Below are 20013 nucleotides of genomic sequence, written 5' to 3'. Positions count from 1 at the left end.
TTCAAAACTGTCTCGGATTACTGGACGCCCGGTCAAGCCAGACGATGACAGCGGTGGGCGCGCTAGCCTTGGCCTGAGGATGGTCCTTGAAAAAAGGAGCCCAACGAAGGATGTTCGGCTGATTTCAATCGTGACTGATCGCACCGCCCGATGACACTTGCCGCAACCGAGCTCGCCTTTCGCGCCGCCAGCGTCGCGCTGCTGCTGGTGCTGGCGGCGTCACTGCTGCAGGACTTCCGCAATGTGTTGGCTGCCCGCCTCGGCGCGGCCTTCGCATTGGGCGCGGCCGCGCATGCTGTGAGCTATTCGTTGGATGTCACGTCGCGGATCCAGCTCTGGCATGCACCGCTGGTCGCATTGTCGACCGGCACCATGGTGGTGTTCTGGCTGTTCACACGTTCCCTGTTCGACGACGAGTTTCACCTCCGCTGGTGGCACGGATCGGTCTGGGCGCTGGTGGCGGCCTTCAGCTTCGCGGGCTGCGTCTGGATTGCACCCAGCGGCCATGTGCGGTTCTCCGTGACGGTGGTCAATCTGATCGTGCTCGGCTTCATTGCGCTTGCGATCGGGCAGACGATCGCCTCCTGGCCGGCTGACCTGGTCGAGCGCCGCCGCAGCGTTCGCGTCTTCATCGTCTGCGCAACCGCGCTCTATGGCGGGTTGAACGCGGTGCTCCAGATCGCCGTCGCCGGGCACCACGTCGGCGATCTCGCCGAAACCATCAATGCCGGCGGGCTCACCTGCACCGTCGCGGCGATCGTCTATGCCATGTTGCGCGTTGACGGGGCGGATCTGTTTCCGGCCGTTGCGGAGCCCGCACCGGCAGTTGTTTTCATTCAGCCTGCGGCCGATGGCGCCGCCGATCAAAAGCTCATCGACGCCTTGATGCGGCTGATGGCGGGCGAGCGGATCTATCGTCAGGAAAACATCACCATCGGCGTGCTGGCGGGCCGGCTGAAAATTCCGGAATACCGGCTGCGCCGGCTGATCAACCAGCGGCTCGGCTATCGCAATTTCAATGTGTTTCTGAACAATCACCGGATCGAGGAGGCCAAGGCCGCGCTCGCCGATCGCACCCAGGCCGAGGTTCCCGTCATCACCATCGCGATGGACGCCGGCTTCCAGTCGCTCGGCCCGTTCAACCGCGCCTTCAAGGCGGTCACAGGCGTGACCCCGACGGAGTATCGGCGGCTCAAGGCGGAAGCCGTCTAGACTATTAGCTCACTGAAATCACATCAGAATTACAAACTCGGCTAGCCCCGGTCAGTTTCGACGACGTCGTATTTCAAATCCGGCGAGCACGCTTCGCCCGCATCCGGCTCCTTCTCCGCCACCCGCCCCGAAGCCGGAGAAAGCCCGTGACCCGCCGCCGCAAGATCATCCTCGCTACCACCGCCATCGCCCTTGCCGGCCTCGCCCTCGGCGCGGCGCGGGCCCGCGACGTGCCGAAGGTTGCCACCGGCTTCATCGCCGACACGCTCTGCTCGGAGACGTTCGTCTCCGGCCTCGATCCCATGCGCGACCTCGCCGAGACCACCGACGCGATACCAGGCGCGGGTCTGTTGACCTGGGCGATGGATGTTCAGGTCGATCGCGCGCGCAGGGATGTCACCGTGAGCCTGTTCGGCATCGGCCGCAGTCATGCCGTCTATCGCGAGAGGCTCGGCTGCACGCTCGAGCACGGCCAGGGAATCGCCGACGTCGCGCTGCCGTCGAATGACAAGCAGCCCGCCTTGCTGCCCGAAATCGCAGGTCCGGGACTCGTGCCGCCGCAAAGCGAGGAGCTGTCAGCCGCGCTCGACCGCGCTTTCGCCGAACCCGCGCAACCGCCTTATCGCCGCACCCGCGCGATCGTCGTCATGAAGGCCGGGCGCATCGTTGCCGAGCGCTATGCTGATGGTGTCGGGCCGGAGACGCAGCTGCTCGGCTTCTCCATGACGAAGTCGGTGATGTCGGCGCTGACGGGCATCCTCGTGCGCCAGGGCAAGTTGAAGCTCGACGGGCCGGCGCCAATCGCCGCCTGGCAAAATCCGGATGATCCGCGCCATGTCATCACCGTCGATCAGTTGCTGCGTCACACCGCCGGCATTGCGCTCGGTAGTTCGTTGCAGGCCTCGCTCGGCTCCGCGCTCGAGCCGGTCAACGCCATGAAATACGCAGAGGACGATATGGCCAGCTTTGCCGAGCACGCGCCGCTTGCGACCGCACCGGGCACGGCGTGGAATTACCATGACGGCAACTTCCTCATTCTCGCGCATCTGATCCGTAACGCCGCCGGCGGCAAGCCCGCGGATGCGCTTGCCTTCGCGCGCCGCGAATTGTTTGCGCCGCTCGGCATGAACAACGTCACGCTCCAGCTCGACGGAGCCGGCACGATCGAGGGCTCCGGCGAGATGCTGGCATCCGCGCGCGACTGGGCGCGCTTCGGCCAGCTCTATCTCAACGACGGCGTCGCCGGCGGCAAGCGCATCCTCCCCGAGGGTTGGGTGAATTATTCCGCGGCGGCCACGCCGAATGCCTGGGTCGGCATCGGTGCCGGCTTCTGGACCAACCAGGGCGACAGCTTTGGCGGAAAGTTTCGCGCCATACACGGCTGGCCGCGCGATGCCTTCTTCGCCAAGGGCACGATCGGGCAGTACACGATCATTATTCCCTCGGAACGACGCGTGATCGTCCGGCTCGGCCGCTCGCCGAACGCACCGCCGGAAGCGGACGGTGTGTTCGATCTGGTACGCGACGTAGTGGCAACGATGCACGACAAGGGAAAGGCGGCGTGGACGAATTGAGGTGCCCCTCTTCCCTTCTCCCCTTGTGAGGGCTTTGCGCAATTGAGGGAGCGTGATTCTCTGATTCTGGCGAGGAGAGCCATGGTTGAGCGCAATGTAGGTCAGATGAGCTTGGCGGATGGCCTGGTTCAGGCGCCGCGAAGCAGCATTCTGGATGAGGTTGAGGCCGTTGTGGATTGGGCGCCGTTGCGAGCCTTGCTGGGCAAGCGGGGCAGTGACGGTGCCGGCAACAGCAGTTATCCGGCGGAAGTTTTGCTTCGGGGCTTACTGGCCGGGATATGGCACAATCTGTCCGATCCAGCGCTCGAAGCCGCGATCGCGGATCGGTTGTCGTTCCGTCGCTTTGTCGGCCTGAGCCTGCACGATCGGACGCCGGATCACACCACGTTGTGGCGGTTTCGGCAGGAACTCGCCAGTGACGGGCTGATCGAGAAGATCTTCGCGGAGATCAATCGGCAATTGGAGGACAAGAAGCTGATCCTTAAGCAGGGCACCCTGGTCGACGCCTCGTTGATCCCGGCTCGGGCCAAACCGCCCGGCAAGGCTCGCAAGGATGCGCAGGGAGAACTGCCCAAACCATCTGCGGATCGTGATGCGCGCTGGGGCCAGAAAGGCAAGAAGAGCGTATTCGGCTATAAGATCCACACGGGAGTGGATGCAGGCCATACGATCATTCGCCGCATCCACATGACGGACGCTTCGGTCACCGACACCGAGCCGGCAGATCGTTTATTCTGCGGCGATGAGAAAGCGGTCTATGGCGATCAGGCCTATTATACGCATGCCCGCCACGCGCGCCTGACCGAAGCCGGCATCAAGGACCGCTTGCTGCGTCGCCCCAACAAACATCATCCCGAGCTGCCGCCGCGGCAGAAGAAGCGTAACAAGCTGATCGCCAAGGTGCGCTCAGCCGTCGAACGTCCATACGCCGTATTCAAAGAGAACTATGCCTGCGACGAATGCGGTTCTTCAACTTCGTCCGCAACCAGGTACTCATCGTGCTCGCCTGTTGCGCCTACAATCTGCGTCGCGCGGCCGGCGCCTTGGCCGCACCACGCCAGCAGTCCGCCTGCGCTTGAAAAGCAGGGGATAATGGAGGATGAAATGAGCACAATACGGTTCACCGCAGCAGGCTCACATCAAAAAAAGCCCGCTACAGACCCCAAGCGCTCGCAGTGACCTCTCCGCAAAGCCCTCACAAGGGGAGAAGGGAGAGACGCGAAGCTGGCCTACACCGCCACCTCATCGCCAAGATACGCGACCGCCGCTTCGAGCCCGCCCTTGCCGTGCGGGATCTTCAGCGCGTTGAGACCGATCTCGATCACTCCCAGCGTGCCGAGCAGCATCGGGGCATTGACATGGCCCATATGGGCGATGCGGAAGGCTTTGCCGGTGAGGTCGCCGATGCCGTTGCCGAGCACGACACCGCATTTTTCCTTGCAATAGCTTTGCAGCACTGCCGGATCATGGCCGTTGCTCACGGTCACCGTGGTCACGGTGTTGGAACGCTCGCTGGCATCGGCGATATTGAAGCCGAGCACCTGGCCTTCCGACCATGCGCCGACGGCGCGGCGCGCGGCTTCGCCGAGCAGGCTGTGGCGGCGGAAGGCGTTCTCCAGCCCTTCCTCGTGCAGGAGGTCGATTGCCTGGCGCAGTGCGAACAGCAGATGCACCGGCGCGGTGCCGGCATATTTGCGATAGTGCTCAGTGCCTTCGCGCTCGCTCCAGCTCCAATAGGGCGTCGCCATGTTGGCCTTCTTGTGCACCTCGAGCGCGCGCGCATTGGCGGCGACGAAGCCGAGGCCGGGCGGTGTCATCAAGCCCTTCTGCGAGCCCGACATCGCGACGTCGATGCCCCATTTGTCCATCTCGAACGGCATGCAGCCGAGCGACGCTACGGTGTCGACCATGTACAGCGCCGGATGGCCGCTCGCCTTGATCGCCTTGCCGATCGCCTCGATGTCGTTCTGCACGCCCGAGGCCGTGTCCACCTGGACGACGACGACGGCCTTGATCGCATGCTCCTTGTCGCGGCGCAGGCGCTCCTCGACCTCGTGCGGCCGTACCGCGCGGCGCCAGTCGCCCTTGAGCACCTCGGCCTCGGCGCCCATCAGGGAAGCCGCATGGCCCCAGCCGATCGCGAACCGCCCGCTCTCCAGCACCAGCACTTTTTCGCCGCGCGACAGCACGTTGCTCAGCGCCGCTTCCCAGGCGCCGTGACCATTGGCGATGTAGATGTAGGACTTGCCCTTGGTCGCAAACAGTTTTGAGATGTCGCCGAGCAGGCTCTCGGTCAGATCGGTCATCTGTTTAGAGTAGATGTCGATCGCCGGACGATGCATCGCCCGCAGCACCTCGTCGGGCATATTGGTGGGCCCGGGGATGGCCAGAAATTCCCGGCCCGCGCGAACGGTCATTGCTATACTTCCTTGTGTCGTGAAGACGGTCTGGAGGTTGTTTTCTTCTTTTACGCGCCGCAGAAGCCCAAGAAAAGCACGTAAAACGCAGGTCTGGAGTGGTCTTTTGTTCTGAGCATGGTCTTGTCGGAAAGCCGCCTCACACTTTTCCGGACCATGCTCTATCTCTTGGTCTCGCGGCAGCCGGCGGCTTCCGCCTCTTCCACCGAGCAGAACCAGCGCGTGCCCTTGCTGATCTTCATCTTGATCTGCGCATACCAGCGGCTGGTCGGCTGGTGATAGATGCACTCGCCGCCGGTGTTGACGTTGCCCTTGATGGTGCAGTCCGGGGAGGGCGCGACCGGCCCCGAGGCCGAAGCGAGCAGGATCGCATGCGCGCCCTCGGGCGGCTTGGTGGCGCCCAATATCGTCGTCTTCTTGTTGCGCACGCGCCAGTCCCAGGGCGCGATGAAGGCGCCCTGCCACATCCCGGCCTTTGCCTCTCGCGCGCCAGCCTCATCATGTTCGTAGTCGCGAGAGACGCGGGTATAGGCCAGCGCCCAGCCGGTGCGAACCAGCCATTTCTGGATGTCTTCGCCGCCGACATCGCAGCGCGCCACGGTGCGGCCGCGCCGGTCGATCGACCGCGCATGGCAGACCCAGCTCTTGCCCTCGGTGTATTTGGCGAGCTCGTCGCGGGCCGCGATGCCGCAGGTCCAGCGCTCGCCCTTGGTGTTGAGGCAGAGCTGGTCGACCGCGGGCGCGTCGATGCCGCCGAGCCGGATCCGCGTGTTGCCGATCACGACTGCGTCGCCGGCGCGGACTTTTGCGGTGCCGGTGATGTCGGCGGCCTCAGCCGGCGACGGCAAGCCGGGCAAGGATAAGGCGAGCAGTGACAGCGCAATCAGAAATTTTCGCAACATGCCGGTCCGCGTGTGATGAAAATTGCGATAGACCTCGCGATTGTGGTCGGCTTTTGTCCGCCCGGCCAGCGTTTGCCAGGCAGATGGGCTTTCAACTTCCTGTCATTGCGTCCGGGGCACGGGACCATCTCACCCTCGTCCCGCCATCGCCCGCTTGGCCACCGCCAGCCCCATCAGCACGAACGCCGACGTCACCTCAGGCCCCCCGACCAAAATCCGCGTCGGCGTCTTCATCTTGTTCCACTCATAGGCGCGAAACGGGCCGCGGCGGCCGCCTTCGCCCAAGCTCGCGACGATCACGTTCAGCGCCGGCGCAAAGGCGCGCGGGTCGGCGCCGAGATGGCCGAGCGCGATCAGCGCCAGCGCCGCGTCGAACACGTTCATCTCGGCGGCCATCAGCTCGCCCTGGACGTAGGAGAGCACGCGGTGACGGATGAAATCGAAATCGCCATCGGGATCGACCGCGGCCTGCGCCGCCAGCGGCAGCGCCAGGAAGGCTGCGTAGCAGCGGCCGAAATAGGCACTGTAGAGCTCCGGCAGGTAATAGATGTGTGAGCGCGGATTGGCGAAGGCGCCGCTCGCGGCAAGCCGCTTCTGAAAGCCGATGATGCGATGCACGGTGGCGAGCCGCGCCGGCGTCTCCAATACTTTCCAGCGCGCGAGGTTGCGAAAGCTGACCTCGAGAATGTCGAGATTGAGCGTCGGATCGAGATCGTTGCCGTAGGGCCGCTCGCCCCGGAGATTGTCGATCCAGGTCGCGACCCCGCCCTCATAGTCGATATTGTCGTTGATCGGCACGGTCACACGCGGCTCGTTGACGCCCGCGCGCACCTGGTAGCCGGCGTAGAAATCCAGCAGCGGCTGGTCGAGGATCGGATCGGTGCAGCCGGCCTGCGTCGCCGCGGAGATCGAGCAGGCCGTGGTGTCGCAATCCGGCACGTAGACGCCGAAACCGAGGTCCTGCTTGATCTGGGCGAAGTAGCGCGAAAAGCGCGGATGCGGCGCGGGCGCCAGCGCGGTGATGACGTTGAACCGTGCGCCATCGAGGCCCTCGACTTCCTCGCGGCTGATGTTGACGCAAAAATCCACCATGTCGGCGATCGCGCTCTCAGCCGCCATCTTGTCGGCGGACGAGGCGAGCCCGGTCTCGACGTAACTCAACAGCGCCTCGATAAAGAACGCGTCGTAATAAGCCGAGCGGTGGCGGATCTGCACGGGCTCCCACATCGGCTCGGCGATGCCGGTCCAAGGCGGATTGACGACCGCGCGCGCCGGCGAGCGCGCAATGAAGACGCGGGCGAGATTGAACAGCAGCGAGGAGTTCTTGTAGCCGCGCGCGTTGAGGCCCGTGAGCGCCATGGTCAGCTCGCGCCCGCGGAAATCAGGATCGCCGATTAGGTTGAACGCGGCGTAGGTCGGCAGAAAGCCATTTTTGCGGTACGAGCCGAGCAGATGCTGCGCGCAGTCGCGGATCACGCCGTCGATCTGCGATTGTTGCGGCATAGCGCCCGTGAACATGGCCGGCGGCGGCTTGGGATGATCCAGCGCGATGCTGTCGACGAGATCGGCGACGGGCTGGCCGACCGCCGCCCAATCGGGCTCGGCCTCGTCGCGGGCGCGGACCAGCGCCTCGCGCAGCCGGGCCAGTTTCGCTTCGTCGCGCAGCTCGGGCACGCCCGCGCGTCGCAGCAGCACCCGCAATGCGGGATTGCCGAGCGCGGTCCTGTAGAACTTGGCCAGATGCGGATCGCCGCTGGCCGCAACAGACAATACGGGATCGCAGACGTCATAAAGCGAGGGGCCGTCCTTCCGCGCTGTCAGCGCCCGGCAGGCGGCGCCGGCAAAATATTGAAAGCTCATGAAATACCTGGTCGCCGGAATTTGGCCGGGGGCCGGCCGGCACGCTCCCAGCCGCGCACCACCCCCTGCAACTCGTTGAAAAAGCTACCCGGATTCGCAGGAAATACAAATGTGATAGCGGTCACAGAAAGAGCCGGCACGAAGTCTGCATAATCAAGCTCCGGAAGGCTACGGGGACGCAAAAAAATCACACATTGGGCGATGGAAATTAACTAATATCTTCAGCGGTTTAGCTCAAGTTTTGCGCAATCTATTGCCGGGGAGGCAATATCCGGTTAAAGGTCTGTTTGGTGCGGCGCCGCAAATTGCGCGCAATTCGGGGGCACACCCCGGCCAACCCCTCAAACCTAAAGACGCTATCGCGCTACTCAAACAGTGTGCGCGTGCTTGGCTGGTCTTTGGCACAGGAACGAACCGAGATGAATGTAACGCAGCTCGACCTTTCCCGACGCACGATCGCCGTCGCCGCAGCCCTCATCGGCACGGTGTCGCTCGTGATCGGCGCCCATGCTGCCCTCAATATGCGTACGCTCGATGCCGCCAAGGCCATCTCGACCGACCAGGTCACCGGCTCGATCGGCCAGACCTCGCGTCTCGCGCTTGTCATCGGCAATGGACATTACCCGGACGCCAGCGCGCCGCTGACGCAGTCGATCAACGACGCCCGCGCGCTGTCCTCGTCGCTGCGCAAGAGCGGCTTTGACGTCGACATGGTGGAAGACGCAACCAGGGACGACATGGTCCGCGCCGTCAATCGCCTGAAGTCCCGGATCAAGCGCGACACCGTCGTCATGCTGTTCTTCGGCGGCTACGGCGTAGAGGCCGGCCGCCAAAGCTACATGTTGCCGGTCGACGCCGTGATCTGGAAGGAAAGCGACGTCCGCCGCCAGGGCGTTTCCATCGACGGCGTGCTCGACATGATGAAGGAGCAGGGCGCCAAGGCCAAGCTCGTCGTGGTCGACGCTTCCCGCCGCAATCCCTATGAGCGCCGCTTCCGCTCCTACAGCCACGGCCTCGCGCCGATCACCGCGCCCGACAATGCGCTGATTCTTTCCTCGGCTTCGCCCGGCAAGGTCGTCGACGACGGCAAGGGCGAGCACAGCGTGCTGGTCAGCGAGTTCCTCACCAATCTCAATGCGCAGGGCAGCGCCGAGAGCGTCTTCAACAAGACCCGCGTTGCCATCTCCCGTGCGAGCGAAGGCGACCAGGTCCCGTCGGTCTCTTCCTCGCTGCTCGAAGATATCCATTTCGGCGAAGCCGGCGGCTAGTTTTTCTTAGGTTCTGCCAATTCTCGTGCCCCGGACGCGGCGCATCATGCAATGATGCGACGCTGAGCCGGGGCCTGGTTTTTTAATCGCCTGGACGAGAGATGGGTCCCGGCTCTGCGCAGCAGCATTACACGCTGCAGCGCGTCCGGGACTATAGCAATCCTACTTCGCAGCTTCCGCGGCCATCACCGGGCGCACGGCATCGCCTTCGCGCAACAGCGCACCGGCGCGGGCGACGACGACATCGCCTTCGTTGAGGCCGTCGCGGACCTCGATATTGCCGCCCGACATCAGCCCGACCTCGACGCGCTTGGTCTCGACGCGGTTGCGGCGAATCACCTGCACGACGGTACCGGCGGAGGAGTACTGCACCGAGGTCAGCGGCACCGCGACGTTGCAGCTCTGGCCGGACTTGATCAGCGCGCGCCCGCTCGCATTCAGCAACAGCCGTTTCTGCGAGGAGATGCCGATATAGACGATGCCCTGCTGGATGTTCGGCTCGACGGTCGGGCCGATGCGGCGCACCTTGCCGTCGATATCTCCGGCGCCGGCGATGCGCACGGTCGCCTGCTGGTTGACCGCGAGCTTGCGCATATCGGTGGTCGCGACGAGGCCGACGAGATCGTATTCGCTGCGCGCCACGATGGTGAACAGCGCCTCGCCCTTGGCTGAGGCGAGGTTGCCGATCTGCGCGGTCGACGTCGCAATCACGCCCGCCACGGGGGCGGTGACCTGAAGCGTGCCACCCTCGGGCAGCGCCAGCCGCGCCAGCACTTGGCCTGCGGTAGTGGTCTCGCCGGCTTCCGCCAGCACTTCCGTCACCTTCAGGCCGGGCCGCTCGGGCCGCACGGAGCTTTCCTCGCGCGCGACGATCGTGCCGGTGGCCTCGACGATGTCGGAGAAACAGGATTTTGCGACCTTCAGCACCGTGACTGCCGGTCCCTTGGGCGCCTCGTCATCGGCGGCGGGCGCGGGCTGGGCGGACAGCAACAGCAGTCCGGTGAGCGCAACGAAATGCTGGGAAAAAGAACGCGCAGGCAATGAACGCATCGGTCATTCCGGTTGGGGCCTTGATGGCCTCATCGATAACAGAAGCAACCGCGGCAGACCATGGGCCGGCCGGATGAGAATGCCGCAGCAGCACGGGCGGCGCGACGCCGCCCGTTGAATTGGTCTTCGGGACCGACGCCAAGGTTCGCTGTCTTCCCCCCATCCCTGCGGCCATCCTTCGAGACGCCCGCCTGCGGCGGGCCCTCAGGATGAGGTCGTGCTTCGCGGCGAGATATCAGACCCTCATGGTGAGGAGCCCGCCAAAGCGGACGTCTCGAACCATGCAGGCCGAACTCATCCCGCAGCCTCCAAAGGTGAGCAATCTCACGGCAGGCTCAAGAACTCCACCCAGTTCGGCTTCTTGCCGGTGGCGTAGGATTTCAGCTTGGTCAGCGCGCCGCCGCTCTGGTCGATGGCATAGACCGTCATGCTGTCGGAGAGTTCGCCGACGGCGGCGAGGTAGCGCCCCGAGGGATCGATGTGGAAGCCGCGCGGCTGCTTCTCGGTCGGCACGCTGCCGATTGTGGACAGCTTGCCGCTTGTTGCATCGACCTTGTAGGCGGTGAGCGTGTTGGTGGTGCGATCGGAAGCGTAGAGGAAACGGCCGTCGGGGGTGATGTGAATGTCTGCCGCCCAGGGCTTTCCCGAAAACCCCTCCGGCAGCGCGGTGGTGCGCTGGATCTCGTCCCATGCGCCGCTCTTGGCTTCGTACGCGAACGCCGCGACGTCGCCGTTCAGCTCGTGGATGAGATAGACGAACTTGCCGTTGGGGTGGAATACGAAATGTCGCGGTCCCGATTTCTCCGGCACCTTGTGGGCCGGCGGATCGCTCGGTGTGAGCGTACCGGTCGTGGCATCGAACGCGAAGGCCAGCACCTGGTCGGAGCCGAGATTGGTCGCGAACACGAAGCGGTTGTCGGGCGAGGGCAGGAAGGCGTGCGCATTCAGCCCGGTCGGGATCACCTGCTTCGGCTCGCCCGCGACGCCATTGGCGTTGAGCGGATTCAGCGCGACCTTGTTGCCGCCATAGGAGGCGCTGAACAGGAACTTGCCGCTGCGGTCGAGGGCGATATTGGCCATGCTGTCGGCGAGCGGCCCGTTGCCGATATGGCTGAGCTGACCCGTCTTGGGATCGATTGCAAAGCTCACCGCAACGAACGGCTGCGAGCGGACGCCCGCAATCAGCACGCGGTGGTCGGGTGTGATCGCGAGCGGCGTCGAGGAGCCGGGCTTTTCGACGCCGCTGAAGGCGGCCGTCTGCACGGGAACCATCTCGCCGCTCTCAGCCATCTTGAACACGCTGATGTCGTTGCTGTCGGCATTGCCGACATAGGCGAAGGTCTCGGCCATGCCGGCGCGGACTCCAGAAATGAGGGTGAGGAAAGCGAGGGTGGTGGCGATCGCAGTGCGGGGCGCGCGGGATGCGACGCGTCGGGTCGGTCTCAACATGGGGTCCTCCTGAAAGCCGGTGCGGCAGTGTCGTTTTGTCGCGAGGATAGCGGCAGCCGCCCCGCCGCACCAAATTCCAATTGGGATTGATCGATGCCGAAATGGTATCGGTGGGGAGGTCTACCGCACTGCCGCTGTGCGGGAGGGCAGATGCCGGCCGGGCGGAGGTTTGGGCGACCCGAGCACGGTCCACACGGTGACCGCGAGCAGCGCGCAGGTCAGGATCGTCCGGACGATGAGTGGTTTCCGCATCAAGCCGAATCCGTCCCTCAAATGAATGCCCCTGGGGCGCGCCTTGCGATCGTGCACTGCAAACCGCGGCAATCCTATGAACTCGTTCACAGGCGGAAACGAACCAATGCCGCGCCAGCGCATTGAACGGGCATGCCCCGCGAAAACGATCTCGAAGGTAAGCCCGACATGGGCGGCAAGCATGGCGGCGAAGCCGGCCAGCCCGAGCCCGCCGCCGCGCCCGCATCAAGGCGAGCGCGATGAGGATGTCGTGGCAAAGCGCCACACCGGTCAAACCGATCGCAACTCGGTGCCGACCAAACCAGAATAGCGCCTCGCCCGCGCCGCACTTGCATTTGGAACAGCAGCCTCGCCTTTCCGTTGTCCTGATCCCGCGGGCCGAGGAGATCGAAACGGAGGCTGGCACGTGTTTTGGATTTATTGGGACACCGCCTGGTCGCTCATCATCAGCGGCATCATGTTCGCCACCATCGTCACCCATCCCGACGCGGAGTTCGCCGAGATCCGGGCGGCCAAGCAGGCGAAGTAGGCCCGCATCCTGCGAAATTTCCTGAACCCTCAAATCATGCTGCCGGGCATGAAGCAGCGGATCTTGGCGCGTCCGTTGATATAATACGGCCAGACCATGGTGCGGCCGGCACGGTTCGGCTCGGTGATCACGGCGTCGTCGGGCACCTCGATCCAATCGCCCATTAGCCTGACGCGATAATGTCCGTTTTGCGTGTCCCAATCGACGTCGTCGAGGGCGGTGCCGTCGGCGTCGGCACAGCAGGCGCCGCCGCCCTTGCTGTGCAGGCCCTCGAACCAGCCCTTGAGGGGAGAGTTTGCGTAGCGACCGTCGTCGCGGGCTTCCACGTAAGGCCCAATCAAGGCGGCAACCGCTACGAGCGTGATGATCCTGAAAGTCGCGATTGCCATATCGCCTCGCTCGATCTCGCGCGCACGCAGGAGCGCAGACGGGGAGCCGCCTGCGCTGCGCGTGACGCAATGCCGACTGACGCCCGCCGATCGGGTTCCAGCCATCTCAGCGGAGCGATAACCGCGAGGTCCGACGTTTGATCCTATTTTCAAGGGCGCGAACTCATCGATGATATGAGTCCGCGCCCTGCGTTGATGCTAATCCGGCAAGCGTTCAGTAGTCCCAGAACGCCGGAACCCAACGAAAGGCGTCGCCGTCCACCGCGACCCGGCCCACGGACGGGAACGGCAGGTGCGTGGCCACCAGCATCTCGCCGGTCTTGGCGAGCTCTCGCAAGAGATTGATGCGTACGCGCGCGGCATCCTCGGGATCGTGTTCGAAACCGTTGTGCCAGTCCGGTTGTTCGAACCCGACGGCAAACACGGCGTCGCCGGCGAATGTCAGCGCATCATCGCCGGACGCCATGCGAACCACGCTGTGTCCGGGGGTGTGACCGCCGGTGCGACGGGCGATGACGCCGGGCGCAACCTCGTGCTCGTCATCGAACAGCCGCAGCCGAGGGCCGAACTCCTTCACGAACCGCTTGGCGGTCGCTCGAAGCGCGTCCGGGAATCCTTCCGGCATGGCAGTGCGGGAAAAATCTGGCGCTTCCCAGAATTTGACCTCGGCAGCCGCGACGTGGATCCGCAGGTCTTTACGCAGTTGCTCCTTCACCCCGTTGACCAGCAGCCCGCCGATGTGGTCCATGTGCAAATGGGTCAACACCAGATCGGTCACCGACGAAAGATCGATGCCGGCGGCCGCCAGTCGCTTGATCAACTGCCCGGCGCGCGGCAAGTTCAAGTTCGGGTCCGACCCCAGTCCGGCGTCGATGAGGATGGTCTTGCCGCCGCTGCGGACCATCACCGCGTTCAGCGCCCAGTCGAAAGCGTCCTGCGGCAGGAACATGTCGTGTAGCCAGGTCGCCCGGACGGCCGGGTCGGCGTTGTGGGCCAACATCGTGGTTGGCAGCGGCAGCACGCCATCGCTGACCACCAGCACGTCGATCTCGCCGATCTTCAGCGCGTAGCGCGAGGGAACGAGCTCTTCGGGCCCCGATGACACGGGATATGAGGTGTTGTGCAGGTTCATGTTGGTCTCCTGTTTCAAGGGTTGAGTTTCCGGCTGGTCTTGGTTGAGCAGGCCGCACGGCCAGGAACGTGCAGCCGTCATCGCTTGGTGCGTCTAGAGCTCAGTCACGCGCTCCGGATCCGCAGAAGCGAGCGCGGCGGCGCGCTCGGCCTTCGGCGGGTAGATCCAGACAGTGTTGATCTCCTGCTTGGTCTTCTTGGCGGTCTCGCCGACCATCTCGACCTCGCGCTCCCATCCACGCGTGAACAGCGCGCCGGCTTCGCCGAGGTCGAGGCAGGTCACATAGGCCTTCTGGTGATAGGGCCTGGTCGGCACGCCCAGCAGCTCTGCCGCGGCGTTGTTGCCGGCAAAGGCGCCCATCCGCGTGGCGTGCTGACACGACATCAGCGCGTGATTGCCCTCGTCGTCGCAGGCGGCGCGCGCAGCATCGCCGGTGGCGAAGACGCCCGCGACACCGGGCACGCGCAGATCGCGGTCCACCAGCAGACGGCCGAAATTGTCGCGCCCGGCAGGTATCTGCGCGGTCAGTGGCGCGGCGCGAATGCCCGCCGCCCAGATCACGGTCTCGGTTTCGATGTGCTCGCCATTCGACAGCGTCACGCCGGATTGATCGAGCGAGGCCACACCGGCGCCGAGCCGTGTCTCCACGCCGACCTTGCGCAGGGCTTCCTCGATGATGGGGCGAGCGCCCTCGCCCATGTCAGGCGCGATCGCAATATTGCGCTCGACGATGATGATGCGGGGCTTGGCATCCTTGCCGAAGATATCGCGCAACCGCGCCGGCATCTCCGTGGCCGCCTCGATCCCGGTGAAGCCGCCGCCGGCGACCATCACCGTCTCGCGTCCGTTCACGGCGGGCCGCTTCGCGAGACCGTGCAGATGCTTGTCGAGCGCGACCGCGTCGTCGAGCGTATCGACGCTGAAGCCGTGCTCGGCGAGGCCCGGAATGTTCGGACGGAACAGCCGGCTGCCGGTGGCCACGACAAGGCGATCGTAGGAGAGCGTCTTGGTGGCGCCCTTGGCGGTGGCGATCTCCACCGTTCGAGCTTCGGTGTTGATGGTCTCGGCGCTGCCTTGCACATAGGCGACGTCGATCGACTCGAGCACATCGAGCAGGGGCGCCGTCAGGGTCTCGGGCTTCGCTTCATAGAGCCGCGGGCGAACCACGAGCGTGGGCGTGGGGGCAACCAGTGCGATCTCGAGCTGCTCTGGCGAGACGCCCTGGATCTCGCGCTGACGCGCTGCGGAAAGGGCGGCGTACATGCCGGCGAAGCCGGCACCGATGATAATGATTCGCATGGATTTGCTCCTTGTTGTTTCGCTTTTCGAAAGTCCGCGCGCGACCGCGTTGCTGCGTTGAGGGCAGCGTCCGGCAGCGGCACGAAGAGGTGAAGTCGATGGCTGGTCTTAAGGCGCCATGCAGCGTTGCAGCGGCGAACGCGGCGGCAAGCTGTAGCGAAGGACGAGCGGCTGAGGCTCCATTGCACCCCAGTCCTGATAGGTTAGGCCGGCGCCATTTCGGGTCATGATGGAAACCAGCGGATGCGTCGGATGTATGGAGTATGCCGGAATTTCCACCTCCTCGCCCGTCGCCGACGTGAAGCGAACGGCCAGCGAGAGTCCGTACAAGGTCGCGGTCGCGAGGCTTCGGCGGCGTGATGCGATCAGCTGGCGGGTGACGAAGTTTTTCCAGGTCATCTTTGGTCTCCCTCGATTGGTCTGGACATGGTCATGATGTACCCCACCCGACTTGCCGCTGCCCCAGCGCGATTGCCGTCCCTATCGAGGGATTGCTGCTAACGCACGCGCCTGCGCCAATCGCTCGGCGTTTCGCCCGTCAGCTTCTTGAATGCCGCGGCGAAGGCGGTCTGCGAGGAATAACCGAGTGCAGCGGCGACCGAGACGACCGATTCGTCGCTCTTCCGCAGCATGTTCATGGCCTGCTCGAGCCGGTGCTGGCGCAGCCAGGCATGCGGCGAGAGCCCGGTGCTCTCCTTGAAGGATCGGCAGAAATGGAAACGCGACAGGCCTGCGTCGCATGCAAGCGCCGAGAGCGAAACATCCGCATCGCTGTCCGAACGCAGGCGTTCGATCGCCCGGCGCAGGACCGCCGGCGAAAGGCCGCCGATAATCGGCTGCAGCGTGGCCGGCACGCCGGCATGGGCGGCCAACAGGCGCGTCGCGAGAAGATCCGTCAATTGCTGCCTGAACAGCGTGTCCAGTGTGGCGCTGCCTTCGAGCGAGTCGGCCGCGCTCAGGAGCAATCGGGACGTGATGGCGTCGGGATGCCCGGTTCTTTCCAGCAGATCGTCAGGGCTTGCCGTGTTGGCTTCATCGGCGATGCGCAGAAGCGTCCGTTGCGGAAGATAGAGCTGAACGACATGCAAGGGCCGGTGGATGTCCCAACGGGACGTCGAGCCGGCCGGAATGATCGTCACGACACCGGCACGCGCCGTCGCAATTGCAACCGTTTTTCCCGTGCGCCGTTCCAGCGCCTGCGAGCCGGCGGGATAAGCCATGATGACGTGATCGGCCATCGGCTCGACAATGTCGTGCAGCGCCTCGTGTTTCCAATAGGCGATGGCGCCGCTTTGGGAATCGGAGGCCATGCGAAGCGGCTGCGTCTTGAGGACGCGCGCCATCTCCAGATTGGCGGCGCGCCGCTCGCGCGCCGAATTGTCGTCTGGTTGCAGATCTGGTTGCAAGTCCGGTTGCACGTCCGGCGCGGGTGGCAAACTTTTGTGCGGGGGATTGCGCATGAGTGCGCTGCTTCCGATCATGGCGTGGCTCCTCCTGATCGCCTCAGGATTCCGACCAATCGTCCGTATTCGTACGGGTCGGCGCGTGTTCTATGCGCCGCGAAGGCCCGGCGTATTTCCTGAAGCCGCGATTCTTTGTCTGATCCTGCTCCAAGCCGGCGCGCACTTGCGCGAACGCACGGTGGGCGAGCGGCGGGTATGACAACAGGTCGGCAGGCCGTCACGCGGCTGTGACGATTGGACCATTTGTGGCGCAGGAACGCCGCATTTCGAAGCGAACAAGCGTTGTCCGATTTTGCGACAGATACCCCAATGAGGAGGGTACGGTTGCTGGTGCGCAGCTAGGCCGCTACCGCCTGCGCCGACAACAGCTGCCTCAACTTCGCCGCCGGCACGGCCGGGCTGAACAGCCAGCCCTGCATCTGGCTGCATCCGAGCTTTCGCAGCACCTCGCGCTGGGCCTCGGTCTCGACCCCTTCCGCGGTCGTCGCCATGTGACGGGCGGCGGCCATGTGCACCACGGCCTGCACGATCGGCGACGAGTCTTCGGACTGGCCGATGTCGCTGATGAAGCTGCGGTCGATCTTGATCTTGTCGAACGGGAAACGATGCAGATAGCTCAGCGAGGAATAGCCGGTGCCGAAATCGTCGAGCGCGATGCGTACGCCGAGCTCGCGCAGCTGCTGCAGGATCGTCAGCGCCTCCGCATCGTCGCGGATCAGCACGGTCTCGGTGATCTCGAGCTCGAGCCGTCCGGGCGCCAGCCCTGACTCCGCCAGCGCAGCTGCGACCTTGAGCGCCAGCGTCCTGGAGCGGAACTGTACCGGTGAAACGTTCACCGCGATATGGATGTCGCCGGGCCAGGAAGCAGCCTCGGTGCAGGCCTGCCTCAGCACCCATTCGCCGATCTCGCCGATCAGTCCGGTCTCTTCGGCGACCGGAATGAAGTCCGCAGGCGAAATCATGCCGCGCTCGGGATGGCACCAGCGCAGCAGCGCCTCGCAGCCGTTGACGACATTGGCCGCAAGGTCGACCAGCGGCTGGTAATGCACCTCGAACTCGCCGCGGGCGAGCGCTTGGCGCAAATCGAGCTCGAGCTGACGGCGCTGCCCTGCCTTGGCGTCGTATTCGGGCGCGAAGACACGGAAGGTTCGACGGCCCTCGGATTTCGCCGCATACATCGCGAGATCGGCGCGCTTGAGCAGATCCTCGAGAGTGTCGCCGTGGTCGGGGGCGATCGCGATGCCGATGCTGGCATCGGTCGGGATTTCCTGGCCGTTGCAGTTCACGGGCGCGCGCAGCGCCTTCAGGATCTGTTCGGCGAGTGCCGTCAGCTCGGCCTGATCGTTGGTGCCGGCCTTGACGATGGCGAATTCGTCGCCGCCCAACCGTGCGACCATGTCGTTGCCGCTGACGCAGGCGCGCAGCCGGTTCGCGACCTGGCGCAGCAGCTCGTCGCCGACCTCGTGTCCGAGCGAATCGTTGACGCCCTTGAACTCGTCGACGTCGATATAGAGGATCGCGAACGGCTTGCCCTGGCTGAGTTCCGCGACGCGGCGCTCCAGATGGCCGCGCATCAGCACGCGGTTAGGCAGGTCGGTCAGCGCGTCGTAATGCGCCATGTGCGCGATGCGCTCGTCGGCGCGGATGCGATCGGTGACGTCGTCATGGGTCGCGAGCCAGCCGCCGGCGGCGCCGGGCTGGTTCTTGATCTCGATCAGGCGGCCCTCCGCGGTCTCGACGATCGCGCTCTGCGTCTGCCCGGCATTGCTCAAGATGCCGTCGCAATAGGAATCGACGTCGCCGTGGAACGAGCCGGTGTCGTGGCGATGCTGGATCACTTCGCGGAAATGGGCGCCGGGCTTCACGATTTCGGCCGACAGGCCGTACATCTCGATGTTGTAGCGCCGATTGCAGACGATCAGCCGTTCGTCCTGATCGAACATCAGGAGGCCCTGCGTCATGGTGTTCATCGCGGTGTCGAGCCGCTGCTTCTCCACCGAGAGCCGGCGCGTCACCTGGCGGAAGATCAGATAAAGCGTGAGCACGAGCAGGCCGATCGACAGCACGGCGACGGTGACGAAGAATTTGGTTTGCGTGCGCCAGGTCGCCAGCGCCGCGTCGAGCGACTTGGTCGCGACCACGACCAGCGGCTCGCCGGTCAGCATGCGCGAGGCGACGATGCGGTCCTTGCCGTCCATCGGGCTTGCGAGCTGTGTGGTGACGAACGTGCGCTCGAACACCGCCATCTGCTCGGGCGTTCCGTTGCGGAAATTCTGACCGATCATCGCGTCGGCATGCGGAACGCGCGCGAGAAGCTGGCCGTTCTGATGATGCATCGCGATCGAGGATTCCTCGCCGAGCCCGCTCGAGGCGAAGAAGGATTCGAGCTGGTCGGGCGTGATCGCACGCGAGACCATGCCGTAGAACTCGCCGTGCGGACCGGAGACGCGGCGCGCGAACACGATCGCGGCGCCACCGCCGAACCGTCCGGGCACGACTTCGATCTCTTCCTGCGCGGACGCGTCGTTCTTGAGCCGGTTGAAATAGCCGCGGTCACCGACCGAGATGTTGGCGACCGGCCAGCGCCGCGACGAGTTGATCAGAACGCCGTTGGAATCGAACACATTGGCGCCGGCGACATCGGACCAACCACTTGTCTTTGCGCGCAGCACCTCGTGCATGGCGAGTGTTGCCATCTGGCTGCGGAAGACATCAGCGGATTCGATGCTACGGCTTTCGAGTTCCGCGATGACGCTCTTCTGGAGCACCGCGAAGTCCTCGAACTCGCGGTCGAAATGACGGGCGAGCAGCCGGACTGAGTTTTCCAGGCTGTCGCGGCCGCTCTCGATCGCATTCTGCCGGAAGCGGTCGACCGTTAGCGCGGTGCCGATGGCCATTGCAGCCATCAGCACGAAACCGCCGACGATTAGCCAAGTCAGTGGCGCGCCGCGCCAACGGCGCAGCAACCCGCGCATGCGCGCGGTCCACCTGATCGATGTGCCCATGCAGCCCTCCCGTGGGATGCAAGATGCAGCAAAACCGACAAGAGCCGGTTACCAGCGAGGGTTAGGAAAATATGAATCGGAACGGATTCAGGCGGGTGCCGCGATGCGGTCGATCATTTGACGCCGGCGGGGTGGCGTCGGTTCATCCCTGGCGCGTTGGCTCATCATCCTATCGACCGCCTTGCTGCCGCGGCCAAAACGGCGCAATTTGC

General features: G+C 64.6%; 17 protein-coding genes. 5 read left to right on the top strand and 12 right to left on the bottom strand.

Annotated features, from left to right (window positions below):
- Positions 1-150 precede the first annotated feature (150 nt).
- The 3 genes from ACVWW3_RS30370 (at position 151) to ACVWW3_RS30360 (ending at position 3965) form a co-directional block, all read left to right on the top strand.
- Positions 151-1212, top strand: coding sequence for a helix-turn-helix domain-containing protein (locus ACVWW3_RS30370; RefSeq protein ID WP_456647714.1), 1062 nt, complete (start codon positions 151-153; stop codon positions 1210-1212).
- 146 nt (positions 1213-1358) lie between these two features.
- Positions 1359-2786, top strand: coding sequence for a serine hydrolase domain-containing protein (locus ACVWW3_RS30365; protein ID WP_456672244.1), 1428 nt, complete (start codon positions 1359-1361; stop codon positions 2784-2786).
- 81 nt (positions 2787-2867) lie between these two features.
- A complete protein-coding gene (locus ACVWW3_RS30360) occupies positions 2868-3965 on the top strand; it encodes an IS5 family transposase (protein WP_456647715.1) in 1098 nt (365 codons plus the stop codon).
- 50 nt (positions 3966-4015) lie between these two features.
- Here the strand turns inward: ACVWW3_RS30360 and ACVWW3_RS30355 are convergent, their stop codons facing one another.
- The 3 genes from ACVWW3_RS30355 to ACVWW3_RS30345 all read right to left on the bottom strand — a co-directional run bounded on the left by ACVWW3_RS30355 (position 4016) and on the right by ACVWW3_RS30345 (position 7965).
- The gene (locus tag ACVWW3_RS30355) at positions 4016-5203 is read right to left on the bottom strand and encodes a pyridoxal-phosphate-dependent aminotransferase family protein (protein ID WP_456647716.1); all 1188 of its coding nucleotides are present in this window, start codon (positions 5201-5203) and stop codon (positions 4016-4018) included.
- 161 nt (positions 5204-5364) lie between these two features.
- Positions 5365-6105, bottom strand: coding sequence for a thermonuclease family protein (locus tag ACVWW3_RS30350; RefSeq protein ID WP_247444585.1), 741 nt, complete (start codon positions 6103-6105; stop codon positions 5365-5367).
- Positions 6106-6234: 129 nt separating this feature from the next.
- Positions 6235-7965, bottom strand: a complete 1731-nt coding sequence (locus ACVWW3_RS30345) for a hypothetical protein (protein WP_456672243.1) — start codon at positions 7963-7965, stop codon at positions 6235-6237.
- A 419-nt stretch (positions 7966-8384) separates the two neighbouring features.
- Here ACVWW3_RS30345 and ACVWW3_RS30340 point away from each other — a divergent pair, with 419 nt between their 5' ends.
- The gene (locus ACVWW3_RS30340; protein ID WP_456647717.1) at positions 8385-9233 is read left to right on the top strand and encodes a caspase family protein; all 849 of its coding nucleotides are present in this window, start codon (positions 8385-8387) and stop codon (positions 9231-9233) included.
- Positions 9234-9395: 162 nt separating this feature from the next.
- Here ACVWW3_RS30340 and ACVWW3_RS30335 read toward each other — a convergent pair whose 3' ends face one another.
- The 3 genes from ACVWW3_RS30335 to ACVWW3_RS30325 form a co-directional block, all read right to left on the bottom strand.
- On the bottom strand, positions 9396-10283 hold the full coding sequence (locus ACVWW3_RS30335; protein ID WP_456647718.1) for an efflux RND transporter periplasmic adaptor subunit: 888 nt from the start codon (positions 10281-10283) through the stop codon (positions 9396-9398).
- A gap of 324 nt (positions 10284-10607) precedes the next feature.
- Positions 10608-11732: a lactonase family protein gene (locus ACVWW3_RS30330; RefSeq protein ID WP_354049709.1), complete on the bottom strand. Its 1125-nt coding sequence runs from the start codon at positions 11730-11732 to the stop codon at positions 10608-10610.
- Between the two features lie 120 nt (positions 11733-11852).
- Positions 11853-11984, bottom strand: coding sequence for a hypothetical protein (locus tag ACVWW3_RS30325; protein ID WP_256467631.1), 132 nt, complete (start codon positions 11982-11984; stop codon positions 11853-11855).
- Positions 11985-12390: 406 nt separating this feature from the next.
- Here ACVWW3_RS30325 and ACVWW3_RS30320 point away from each other — a divergent pair, with 406 nt between their 5' ends.
- Positions 12391-12513 (top strand): hypothetical protein, encoded by a 123-nt coding sequence (locus ACVWW3_RS30320; protein WP_279666951.1) that lies wholly within the window; start codon positions 12391-12393, stop codon positions 12511-12513.
- Between the two features lie 29 nt (positions 12514-12542).
- Here ACVWW3_RS30320 and ACVWW3_RS30315 read toward each other — a convergent pair whose 3' ends face one another.
- The 6 genes from ACVWW3_RS30315 to ACVWW3_RS30290 form a co-directional block, all read right to left on the bottom strand.
- A complete protein-coding gene (locus tag ACVWW3_RS30315) occupies positions 12543-12902 on the bottom strand; it encodes a hypothetical protein (RefSeq protein ID WP_247345139.1) in 360 nt (119 codons plus the stop codon).
- A 214-nt stretch (positions 12903-13116) separates the two neighbouring features.
- On the bottom strand, positions 13117-14034 hold the full coding sequence (locus ACVWW3_RS30310; protein WP_456647719.1) for an MBL fold metallo-hydrolase: 918 nt from the start codon (positions 14032-14034) through the stop codon (positions 13117-13119).
- Positions 14035-14127: 93 nt separating this feature from the next.
- On the bottom strand, positions 14128-15333 hold the full coding sequence (locus ACVWW3_RS30305) for an NAD(P)/FAD-dependent oxidoreductase (protein WP_456647720.1): 1206 nt from the start codon (positions 15331-15333) through the stop codon (positions 14128-14130).
- Between the two features lie 108 nt (positions 15334-15441).
- Positions 15442-15732, bottom strand: coding sequence for a hypothetical protein (locus tag ACVWW3_RS30300; RefSeq protein ID WP_456647721.1), 291 nt, complete (start codon positions 15730-15732; stop codon positions 15442-15444).
- A gap of 98 nt (positions 15733-15830) precedes the next feature.
- Positions 15831-16814, bottom strand: coding sequence for a helix-turn-helix domain-containing protein (locus tag ACVWW3_RS30295; RefSeq protein ID WP_456647722.1), 984 nt, complete (start codon positions 16812-16814; stop codon positions 15831-15833).
- Positions 16815-17134: 320 nt separating this feature from the next.
- Positions 17135-19801: a bifunctional diguanylate cyclase/phosphodiesterase gene (locus tag ACVWW3_RS30290; RefSeq protein WP_456672242.1), complete on the bottom strand. Its 2667-nt coding sequence runs from the start codon at positions 19799-19801 to the stop codon at positions 17135-17137.
- Between the last annotated feature and the right edge of the window lie 212 nt (positions 19802-20013).

The sequence above is a fragment of the Bradyrhizobium sp. LM2.9 genome (assembly GCF_054056555.1).
The sequence above is the reverse complement of the archived record's forward strand: the minus strand, read 5'-3'. Positions and strand labels throughout refer to the sequence as shown.